This is a genomic window from Peristeroidobacter agariperforans, assembly GCF_004138335.1.
GTDB classification, from domain to species: Bacteria; Pseudomonadota; Gammaproteobacteria; order Steroidobacterales; family Steroidobacteraceae; genus Steroidobacter; species Steroidobacter agariperforans.
On sequence record NZ_RYFW01000005.1, the window covers coordinates 282,262 to 294,063 of the forward strand.

The window sequence follows — 11,802 nt, forward strand, 5'->3', positions numbered from 1 at the left end:
CGCAGCGCCGATCCACACAATGTCTTCATTGCCTAACCCGCCAGAGCGCGATCACCGCGGTCAAGTTTGCAAGGAGTCCAGACATGAAACTGATTCTCTCGGCCCTATCGTTGGCACTCGCATTGACCGCCACTGCCCACGCCGAGTTGCCCCTTACGAGTGGTGGGGTGATTCGCATCACCTCGAAATCAATCGAGGGCGGTTGGCATAGCGGCCGTCTGCATCAAGACGCGCGGAAGTGCTGGATGGTCAAGCTCGACAAACCCACCAAGGACCATTACACGATGCTTTCCTTGCTGGTCGTCGAACGACTTCAGCTCGCGAATGGCTCCGCCTGGAACGAGGTGGCTGTGCAGCCGATTCTGCAGGGGTCTCCAGCCGTGTGCCGTGAGTACGGCAGTGACTGAAGTTGGTGGATACGAGAGGCATCGGATGGTCATACGAGGCGCATCCTTGAGATGACATAATATGCATTATGCGCCTTATGGAGATCCCTATCCGGGGTCCAATCCAAAGCGCTCGGCAGCTTCCGCCCAGGCTTTGGCTGGCGCGCCGAAATCCTTTAACGCCCTCGCTGAGTGCGAGCTTCGAGCTCTCAGCAGTTGCCTTTCTTCGCTTGACCCGGTGGGCAATGCGCCTGGCCGCCGACGACGACCGGAACCGGCACGACGACCTTCGCACCTGGCAACCTCGGTCGATGATGATCGTGAACGACGCATCCAGACACAGTCACACAGCACAGGGCCACGCCAATCAGATAAAGCCTCTTCATGAACTTACCTCGCGATGACACAAAGAATTCAGTGGAGCGGCTCACAGCGCTCCGACGATGTTGAAGAACGCACCCTGGTGCTCGAAGCTCAGATCCGTGAGGTCTTCGGAGAAGTCCGTAAAGTTGTAACCGACGCCGACCTTTACGTGATTGCCGACGTGGCGGTACACAGCGACCAGCGCGCCGCTGCGTTGCTCGTTCAGATCCGTCATGTCGAGCATGCGGCCTTCGATCAACCCTTCCCATTGCTCGGCGAATGTGAGATCCGTTCGGAGGATGTACAGCTGCGCGCAGTTATCGAAGAACTCGCGGGCCTCCCGATCCAGGCTGATCTGACCGAGCCGGTAAGCATACTTGCCGCCAACCGACCAGCGATCCGTGAGGTCGTAGGTCAAGTCGAGCGCGCCAATGTGACTCTTCTGAATGAATTGCGCGGCGACGTACTGAGGAGTCACCTGTTCCGTCGTCGGCACATTGTAGAAGTAGGTGTACTTCGCCAGTGCGTTCAAACGGTCGTGCTCGACGGGCCGGAAGCCATAGCCCACGACGGCTTCGGTGTAGCCGCCGTCGTAGAACTGTCCGAGCGAGCTCTTGCTGTCGGCATGATTGAACTTGCCGAGCAAACGCCAGTCGGGCGTGAGTTGATACTTGAAGCTGTTTCGATACAGCCAAGTGGTGCGCTCGGCGAGCGCCTGATCCGGCTGGCGCGTCTTGTCCACACGATACTCGACGGCGCTGGAAAACTGCACTGACTCGAACCCGTAGCCCATGCGCACACCGCCTGCCTCGCGATCGATTTTTGCACCGGTACGGGAGTCGACCAGCGTGCCGATGTCGGTGTTCGTGCCGAAGTTCCAGCGCTCATTCGGCGCAAGCGACATGCCGGTGGAATGCGTCAGGCCCGAAGCTGACTCGGTGTCCTGATAACGTTCTTCCACATACATGCTGCTTGAATCGGACAAGCGGCGCTTCATGCCGGAGATCAGATTGCCGCGACGGCCCTGCAGACCGTTGTCGGTCCGCTCGTTCTCCAGCGCGTAATTCAGATAAAGACTGGTGCGCTCGGAATACAGGAAATTCGTGCCGACTTTGCCGCCAGGGCCCAGATCTCCATCGGAGACTTCCGCGTCAGCGCGGAATCGATCTGTGAACCGATACGAGCCGCCCAGTCCGACGCGGCCATTGGCCTCACGTTCGGCCGAGCGGGATAACGTGTTCTGTGCGAAGCCATACGCGCGCCACGTCGAACGCGAATCGAAGCCGACCTGCAGTACGCCATCGGTGCGCTCGCCCTGCTGCAGGCTCACCGGAACAATCGCGCCTTCGTACTCGCGTTCATCTTTGCGCACACCAGTGCTCACGTTCCAGCGTTCGGTGAGCTGGTAGCCGACGTTGAGCTCCTGTGCATTGATGCTGTACCCCTGCTCCTGCGCCTTCTTGTCGGCCTTCGCGCGCACCTGGAGTTGCTCCGTCACCTGTACCCGCAAGGTGCCGCCGTTGTGTTGCGTATCGGTGGGCGTCGTCAAACCCGGCGCGGAGTAGCCCTCGCCCAGCGTCTGGGTGTACAGCGTGATGCGCCCAGGAATGGCGTCGACGAAGTCATCGAACCCGACGCTCAAGTCGGCACGATAGGCGCTGGCGCCCGCTTCGTTGAGGATGGTCGCGCCGTCGCTCACGAATCCGAAACCTCCGTCATCGGAATACATCGAGCTGGAGACCAGGCCTTCGCTCTTCGCGCCTTGCAGCTTCAGCCAGGAGTCCGAGCTCATTCGCAATGTCACGTCTGCGCCGTTGAGCGAGCTGTCCGCATCGCCCTCCTCGCTCGCGCTCGCGGTCAAGCCGACCCTCACATGGTCGTTGATCCAGTAGTGGCCCTGTCCGCCGGTCGCCAGCGCGTCGATATCGCTGAAGCCCGGCGTGTACTCGTAGCGAACCACCAGGTGCGCCTCATCGCCGCTCAGGCCGCCGCTGCGAATGAGCAGATTGTCGTCGGCGGTCGAACTGAGCGGTTCAGTGAGCAGGACGCGGCCTTGCAGATAATCGATGTCGTAGTCGAGCACGGGCTGCAGGTTCTTCACGCCCGTCACCAGCCCCGAATCCTTGTCGCGCAGCTCGATGCGGACGCGCTCGGAGCCCACCAGGATGTCCTGATTGCGCAGAAAGTAGAGTGAGCCGCCAGTGCCGCGGAATTCCTCGCGACTTGCGAGCGTGCCTGGTTCTGCGGCAAAGCCATCCAGCGCCAGACGCTGTTCGCCGAAGCTCGTGGTCCCTTCGGACTGGAAGTGCAGATTGCCGCCATACAGGCCGCGATCGACATGGGCGAGCTCGTTGCCGAGATAGTTGATTTTAAAATTGCCCCACAGTGCGTGATTCTGATCCCGATTCACCTTCACATAGAACTTGCCGAGCGTGGGGGCGACGTCTTCGATGATCGAATCGTCACCGAATGTCGGGTAGTGATAGTCAGGGTCGATGCGGCGGAACAGCGACTCGGGCGTCTTGTCGAGGAAGTTGCTGAAGAGATCCTCGACGGGGCCTTCACGAGTGTCGGCGCTCGCGGTCACTCCCCAATGCTCGCTGAACTTGCCGTTGATGTAGAACGCCAGGCGACCATCGAAGCTCGAGTCGTAGTCGTACGGTGCATTCTCACCCTGCAGCAGGTCGGCTGGGCCCGATGTTCGATTCTCCGAGACGGTGAGATCGGCGACGCCGACGTAGAACCAGTCGTTGCGCTCGAACTCCAGATCGCGCAGATACAGCGAGCCGCTGCCTGTTTCATCCAGCACCGCAACTTCCATGGTGTGCAGACCGGACGGCAGGACTTCCTCGGCAACGAAATTGCCGCCGGCATCGACCGGCACCTGCTTGCCCGCAACCCACACCGTGTGATGTGCGGGAATGGCACTGCCGCGTACTTTCACAGTGCCGCTGCCCAGACGAATGTTGCTCACCGAGAGTGCGCTCTCCCCGTAGCCGGCGAGCAGTGCTTCATCGTGCCTGGGCTCAGCATCGGGATCGGGGTCGCTCACCGCCTCGGTCCCGTGCACGAGCCACAGTGGCTGCGGACTGGTCTCGTCAAAGTTGCCTGTCTTGTCGTACGCACGTAGCACGTACTTCAACTCGCGCGAAGGCGCTTCGACGCCATCGGCGGTGGCCTGCCATTCCGCGAAGCCGTTGGCATCGATCACCGCGATTGCGACGGGCGTCGCTTGCAGCGACTGATCGGCGGCAAAGATGCGTACTTCGGCACGATCGAGGAAAGCCGAATAGTTCGCGTACATGCGGAACCGCACGGGCGGGCCGATAAACCGCGGCAGTTGCTCGTCAGGTGCGTCGCTTGCCTCCGGCTCTTCACGGTCGTCCGTGATCCAGTCTGTTTCGTCGCTTGGCGCGGACTCTTCAGGCAGCGACTCCACCGATTGCTCGTGGTCTGACTCCAATGCGGCGAAATCCACCGGCGCATCGTGCAGGACTACCGTCGTCGGCGAGGCGGCCACACTCAAGCGCCGGTTCGATTGCAGATTGTCGAACTGAAACTGGATATCGGCACGATCCATTGCCACGTCGGTACAGCGCTGAATGTCAGCGGAGCTGCGGTTCTTGTCGTCGACCGGCTGGCCATCGACGGTAATGCGCATCAGGTTCAAGCCGAATGGGTTCTTCGGAGACAACTCGCGCGTGAGCTTGGTGATATCCACGCCATCGTAGTCGTCGACGATTGCGGCCTCGTCGTACACCACTTGCACGACGATGTACGAAGTCTCGTCTTGCGTAAAGCCGACATTCACGACATCGCCTGAGTGCACGAAGCCGCGTCCCTCGTGCTCTACCTGCGATGGGGAAAGCTGCATCTGCTCGCGAATCGCGTCCATCGCCCGACGGGCGCGTGCGGCGGACAAACCCACGTCATCGCCGTAGACGCTCGCGGTTCGGCGATCCAGCCGCTCGTTCTTCGTGTACCCAACGAAACGTAGCCGGACATTCGTTCGGTCGGCGATATCGTTCATCGCCCGACGCAGTCGATCGGTGTAGCCGGCGGGGATGATGGCGCGTCCGCCCTCGAGCTGTAATGGCTCGATGCGCCCCCAGGAGGGCTCGTAGACTTTGGTGACGATCTCCTCACCACCTTCGCTTGGACACAGCTGTGGCTCCTCGGGCATCTCTTGCAGCGGATCGTCGTGCCAGAACTCGACCTCCACGCGCCGATTCAGCGCGCGGCCCTGGTCGGTGTCATTGGACGCGAGCGGCAAGGTTGCGCCCCGTCCGTCACTCGACACTCCTGCCGAGGACAGCAGCAGCCGTTCTTGAATGGCAAGCGCCACGCGATGCGCCCGAGCCTTGGACAGAACGACATGCGTACCGTAGATGCGCTCATCGCGTCCGACCAGCGGAACGTCGTCGGTGTAGCCGATGAACTTGACCGTCACGTTCTGCTTGCCCTGCAGGTTGTGCAGGCTCTTGCGGATGTGTTCGACGAAAGCATCCGGCACTTCGGTGGTTTCGTCTTTGAAACGCAGCGGCGGTACGAGATTCCTGATGCGAGCCCGGCGCGAGTGCCCTTCCATGAAGCGCATTTTGCATACCGTCTCCATGCGGCACACCTTGATGCGCCGGAAGTTCTCCTTGAGGAGCACGTCCTCCCGAGCGGCGCGCTCGCGCATCTCGTCGTACCACACCTCGACTTCCACCCGACGATTCCGCGCCCGTCCTTCGGCCGTTGCGTTCGTCGCGATCGGTTTGGTATCGCCAGCCCATTCGTACGAGATGGATTCCGGCCGCAGGTTCAATCGTTCTTGCAGGAACTCCGCCACTTCGCCAGCGCGCTCGCGCGACAGGCCCGCATTGTCGCCGTATTGGCGAGCGAGTGCGTCCGACAGCGGTTGATCGTCGGCGTGTCCCACGAGGTGCAGTCGCACGTTGCGACGCTCGCGCATACTGTCGAGCACTTTGCGCAGCGATTCGATGTATCCGGGCGGAATGTCGGCCACGCCGGACTCGAACCGGATCGGCGGAATCACGTTCTGCAGCTTGACCGTCTCGAGCTCCTCTTTGGTCACTTGCGTCTGAACGATCATGTCGCCGGCTTCAGTGTTGATCCGTTGCGCGTCATGCGTCCATTGCGAGATCGCCTCATCGCTCGACAAATGCCGCTCGACAGCGCTGCCGGGCGACGTTTCGGTGACAGGCTCGGCGCCCGCGGCGATTGCAAGCAATGTTCCGCACAAGAGCGATAGATACTTGTGATGCATCATCCGTTCACCTGCTGGTTGCTTGCACGGCTGCTTGCTTCGGAGAGCCGCCGCGTCGCCAGAACACTTCAGGCTCGATGGTCAGCCGATAGCAGCAGTTCAATGCCTGCCACGACTGCATGATTTGCTGTTTCATCGTAGCCATGCGCTGCTCGACCAGGCGCTCATCCTCCACGTCCGCGAGATAGGAGAGGCGCAACACAGCCGGCCCCTTCTGCAGTTCTTCCATGAGCAGGTTCAAGCGCGGCTTCCATTGCGTACGCATCTCGGTCGTACCCGGTTCGAACACCGCATCCGCGATGTCCAGGCCGATGACGCGATGGATCGACGCCCCGAAGTTGAACCTGAGTGCTTTACCGCGAGTGGCGCGCTGAATTCGGATCTGATCGCTGGAAGAGCGATAGCCGCTGGGCAAGGTGCGGTCGTCGAGCTTGAGCACGAAGTTGCTGCCGCGTCCTTCGCGCGGGGTGATCGCACAAGTGATATGGAATCGACCGAAGCTGTCGGTGGTCACAGTGAGGCCCCGTGCGCTCACCACGCGCACACCGGACAAGCCGCGTTCACCGCTGTCCTGAATGCCGTTGCGGTTCGAGTCATCGAACACCTTGCCGGTCACGTCCGTGCAATCGAAGGTCGCATCCGGAATGACGCGCACGGTCGCGGACCCTTCGTTCGATATCGCGCTGTTCGTGAACGATTGGATGGCCTGAGCGCGATTGACGAACTCGCCTTCGCTCACACCGGCGCCGACGGCCAGCAACAGCACGATCGAGTGCCGCGCGTTGCCGTCGACCGAAAGGTCGTTCCACCTGATCTCTCGGCCCACCACCGCAGGCTCGACAGGCACACCATCGATGCGCGCGGACCCTTCGACGTAGCGGAAGCCTGCCGGGAAGCGATCGACGAGCGTGATGTCGAACAGCGGCACCGGCGTCACATTCGTATAGGTGATCGTGTACGGCACGAGCTGACCGCGCGTGACGTTGAGCATCGGCGTGACCTTCGACAGCGACAGCACGCCCTGCAGGTCGGGATCGACCGGAATGTGATTGTTGAAGATCTGGGTCGAGCCCGGCACCAGACTGTCATCGAACCGGAAGTGCTTGTGATATCGCGTGCCGGCGGTGCGTGCACGAACCGACGGCGGCGGCGCAAACTCCGAGGTCTGCACTTCGCAGTGCTGAGCAGTCGCGGCAATCGCGTCGTCGATGCTGCTCGGGCAAGTCGGCACCGAGAGCGCCGCCGTCGAGGCATCCGATGTGGGTGGGATGATCTGCGAGGGTCCCGCGATGTAGCCCACGGCCGGCGCGGTCACTTCGATCAGATAGTTTCCGCCACTCGCGCACGTGGGCTCCGAGAAGTTGAGATCGAAGCGGTAATAGCCGTACGCCAAGGTGACCTGATTCTGTTGTGCCGGGTCGTAGAAACAGGTCTCCGGCAACGGCGATTGGGTTGCCGCGCTGAGCATGGTCACGACCGCGCCGGGCACCGGTGTTCGCGCTATGGTGTTGTACACCACGCCATTCGGCTCGATCGGCAGGTTGACGTTCTGAATATTGCTGCCGGGCTGCAGAACGATCTCTGTGACTCGTTGCAGATCGTTGCTGAACTCCGAGTACGCGCGACCCAGCTTCGCAGTACTGGCTCCCGCGCCCGGCGCGACGAAGCGCAGCTCGTAGCGGTCACCGTTGATGTAATTCGGCGCGATACCGCTGATTCGATAAGCACCGCTCGCATCGGTAATGGCTGAGTGCACGAGCCGATCGTTTCGATACAGATCGACGCTCCAGCCTTCGAGCAATCGCTCATTCGCGTCATTCGTGCGGTTGAAGTTCGCGTCGTGCCACACCCTGCCGTTGAGTGTGCCGACGCCCACGATCCCGCCGACATCGATGGATACGCTGGCTCGTGCTGTGCGCGGCGGGTTGTTCCAGGTGACGACGCCGGTATTCGTGATGCGAGTGCCGATCGGCAGATTGGGATTGATCACCGCCCGGAAGCGCAGGACTGCAACCTGACCCGGTTGCAGCGGACCGTACGCAGTCGAGTAGTCCGCGGTGATCAGTGAATTCGCAACCGTGATGGCGTTGCTCACACCGTTCAGCGTGGCCGACTGATCCACGTACGCCAGATAACCCGGCATCGGAGCGTTGAGGTCGTCCGTGATCACCACGTACTGAGCCGGCACGCTCGCAATGTTGGTTACACGCACCACGTACTCGAGCGTGGCGCCTGCCACAGCGGAGCCACCGCCGACCACCGCCACCTGCTTCACGATAGCCAGCTGCTGGCCGACTCCCACCACGACAACAGTCGGTTCCGGACCGGTCGCGGGATTGCCGTCGCCATCGGTCAACTGATCAGGCAACTCGTTGGTGAGCACGCGTGCCTGGTTGGTGATGAGCGTGCCGGCAGCCACCGCGGCATTCACACGCAGATCGAACTGAATGACGGCGGAGTTGCCGGCGGTGAGTGTGCCCTGCCCCACGCCGGGCAACGGTGGAGTCTGATCTGCGGAGCTGATGTTGATTCCGGCGATCAGCGGTGAAACTCCGCCGTCGGGTTGACCCACGGGGAGGCTGTTCAAGTACAGCGAATCGGCGACATAGGTTGTGTTCGCCGGCACGCCGTCGCGGAGCATGACGCCGGTCGCTGGCACGTTGCCGTTGTTGTGAACGGTGATCGTATAGCGCAGCACATCGCCGGGATCGACGACACCTGGTGAGCCGAGATCGACCTGCAGCGTCGCGCGCTTATCGGCAAAGAGTAGGGGAACGGCGCCAACGACATCGCGCGTCGGGTCATTCGGAATCGATGTCGTCGGATCGTCGGAAGGATAGTCGGCGATGTTATTGGCGACCGCGCTCACGAACCCCTGGTTCGAGATGATCGTGCCATCCACGACATCGGGGTTGACGCGAACGTCGAACGTAATCGTCGCCACGTTACTCGTCGTAGCTGCGGCATCTGCTCCCAGCGCACCAGGGGTCGCGTTCTCTGGCGCATGAATCGACATGCCATTCACGAGCGGCGAGAGGCCGGAGACGTCGCCGACTGCAGCGCCATTCAGCGTCGTGCTGCCGGCAACGTAGGTCGTGTTGACCGGAACCTGGTCGCGCAGCACCGCGTCGGTTGCATCGGCGTTGCCGATGTTCTTGACGGTAATCGTGTATCGCAGGGTTTCGCCGGCGAGCAGCAGATTCGGATCGTTCGTCACGTCCTGCGAGATCTTCTGCACACGAAACACCGGCGCAGACTCGATCGCGATGCCCGTCGGATCCTGAGTCCCGCCGACCGCCGGATCGTCGCTGCGCTGAAGTTCGGCGCCGGCGATGAACAGCTGACCCTGGTTCAACACGATGGTCCCGTTGGCAATGACGGGAACCAGCTGCGCCGTGAATTCGAGTGTCACCGACTCGGTTGCCGAGCCGGCCACGCCGAGCGTCAAGTTACGAACGTCGAGCACCCCCGTGCCCTTGCTGCCGCCATTGGCGTTGCTGTTGCTCGATGCACCTGCCGGCAACGCTGTCGCCAGGGTCAACGTGCCCGGCACGAACATCGCAGAGGCGTTCAGCATGTCGAGCTCATCGAGGATCGAGAAGCCGAAGGCCGGCACGTTACTGAGGTTGGTGATCTGCAGGCGGTACCGCACGACATCGGCCGGATGAGCCGTTGCGCCGGAGATCGCAGTCTTGTGGAACAACAGGGTCGGGACGGCGATTGCGACGCGCGTGGGGTCTTCATCTCCCGCCACGAGCGGGTCGGACTGACCATTGACGTACGGATCGTCGCTGACCATGAGCGGCGTCCCGTTCACGCTCAATTGCGCTTGGTTTGAAACTATGCTTCCGGCGGCAACACCCGCCGCGACCCGCACTTCGAATTGAATGCTGATCTGACTGCCGGCCGGCACATTGACGTTGCTGATGTCGATGACCCCCGTGCCCTTTGCGCCGGCGTTCGGATTGGTATTGTTCACGGCGCCCGCGGGCAGCGGACTGATGATCGACAGCGATCCAGGAACAATGGCCGCAGGCGTGTTGAGCGCGTCGATTTCGTCGTAGATCCTCGCATTGCTCAGTGCGCTCGTCGTGGTCTGCAAACGCAACGTGTAGCGCAGGATGTCGCCTGGCGCGGCCACCGTCGCCGGGTTCTGACCGGTGCGCAGATTCGTGACTGTCTTCTCGAAGAAGTTGCCAGTGAGCGCGACGCTGACGGTGTGAGAGTCCTCATGATCGAGCGTGCCCTCGGTGCCGTTCGTCAGTGTTCGATTGAAAACCGTGCGATTCGAATTGGTCGTGCCGTCGGTCGACCACTGCGTCGCGGCGGCAACGTTCGTCAGCGTTGCGCCGTTCTGGGTATTGGTATCGAGCTGCGCCCGATAGGTGACGATGAGATGTTGACCAGGCGCCGCGGGACCTGCAGCGTCGAGCAGCGAGAGTGTCAACTCGCACGTCGGCGCGCCAGCGTAACTCAACGCATAGTGAGTGCCTTGCACGAGCGGCGTGCCGCCCAGCGTCACATTCACTTGTGCTGGCGGAACTTCGCACATGCCACCTGTCGGGCCCGTTGGCAGCCGATCGACGATGGTGACGTTCCACGCGGCGCTGGTGCCGTTGTTGGTAGCGTCCAGCGTGAATTGTGCGCCCGGCCCGAGATTCATCGTCGCGGGTCCGGATTTGGTCAGCGTCAGGCTGGGCGCGCCGATGGTCATCGGCTGCGAGATGCCATTTTCGCCCGGCAACGGCGAGAAGAACTCGTCCGGATCGATGACGCCGTTCTCGTTGACATCGACCGCCCGACCGAACGACCACCGCGCGATATTGACGAAGGTCCGCCCCAGAAAATTGGTCGGCGTGTCCTCCAGCACCAGGGGAATATCGATCGCGATCTGCGTATCGGCGGGAATGATCGGTGTGACGTTGAACGTCAGCACCTCGCCCACCTCCGTGTAGGTGTGCGGCACCGGCGTGCCGCTACTCAGCCAGGTGACAGTCGGTGTGCCCGCGAGCGCCACATCGACGCCCATTTCATTCAAGTTGTCGACCACACGAATCGTGTGCAGATCGTTCACGGATCCGCTGTTACGAATGACCGTGCCGGTCGCCGGATCGAACAGCACCGGAATCGTGAGGCGGTAGGTGAACGGCACGCCAACGGCTGCGTACGGCGCGGGACTGCGCTTGTCGATCTTCTCGACAGGTATCAAATAGTTCTGACAGCCGTCCTGAATGGTCGTCGAGGAGCCGTTGGTGAACCAGATCTTGTGCTGAGCGACGGCGTTGCACGACATGTTGCCGGTGTGCACGACGTTGTCGAACACGACCAGATAAGGGGTGGGGTCGTTGTTGTCGAATGTGAAGTTGGTGCTCATGCCTCCCGGGTAGTTGAGGATGGTGCAATGGGTGTCGAGCTTCACGTTCGTCGGCGGCACCGGACGCACGTTGCCATCGATGACGCCGTTGTAGGGTGGCGCCGAACAATCGACCTGGGTTTGCGCCTGCGCACCGGAAGCGACTGCCATCAACAGGGCAAAGAGCAGCAACGGCAGCACTGTGGCGATGCCACTGCGGCCTGCTCTCACGTCGATGTTTACCCTGAAGCTCATGCGCACCCTCGTTCCATTCGCTGGACGCGAGTCACGAATGGACCGAGGGAGTGCCCGCACGCAGCGAGCTGGATTCCGGCGGTCCCGCTGTCGTGGAGCGCCGCCGAAGCGGCGCTCTTTAGACCGGTGACTTTGCGTCGCCACCTTTCGGTGGCTTTGCCTTTGTCGGACTT

Annotated in this window: 3 protein-coding genes and 1 riboswitch; of the genes, 1 reads left to right on the plus strand and 2 read right to left on the minus strand. The window is 61.7% G+C overall.

Going from position 1 to position 11,802, the window contains the following annotated elements; genetic code table 11:
* Positions 1-83: 83 nt before the first annotated feature.
* Positions 84-407, plus strand: a complete 324-nt coding sequence (locus EK373_RS29030) for a hypothetical protein (protein WP_129648456.1) — start codon at positions 84-86, stop codon at positions 405-407.
* A gap of 406 nt (positions 408-813) precedes the next feature.
* Here EK373_RS29030 and EK373_RS29035 read toward each other — a convergent pair whose 3' ends face one another.
* Positions 814-6,024: an OmpA family protein gene (locus tag EK373_RS29035; RefSeq protein ID WP_129648458.1), complete on the minus strand. Its 5,211-nt coding sequence runs from the start codon at positions 6,022-6,024 to the stop codon at positions 814-816.
* 4 nt (positions 6,025-6,028) lie between these two features.
* Positions 6,029-11,629: an SdrD B-like domain-containing protein gene (locus tag EK373_RS29040; protein WP_129648460.1), complete on the minus strand. Its 5,601-nt coding sequence runs from the start codon at positions 11,627-11,629 to the stop codon at positions 6,029-6,031.
* Between the two features lie 74 nt (positions 11,630-11,703).
* Positions 11,704-11,800: riboswitch (cyclic di-GMP riboswitch) on the minus strand.
* Positions 11,801-11,802 lie beyond the last annotated feature (2 nt).

What these genes read in the sequence shown, in the direction of transcription:
- EK373_RS29030 (WP_129648456.1), top strand. Translation starts at nt 84, where the DNA reads ATGAAACTGATTCTCTCGGCCCTATCGTTGGCACTCGCATTGACCGCC.
- EK373_RS29040 (WP_129648460.1), bottom strand. Translation starts at nt 11,629, where the DNA reads ATGAGCTTCAGGGTAAACATCGACGTGAGAGCAGGCCGCAGTGGCATC.
- EK373_RS29035 (WP_129648458.1), bottom strand. Translation starts at nt 6,024, where the DNA reads ATGATGCATCACAAGTATCTATCGCTCTTGTGCGGAACATTGCTTGCA.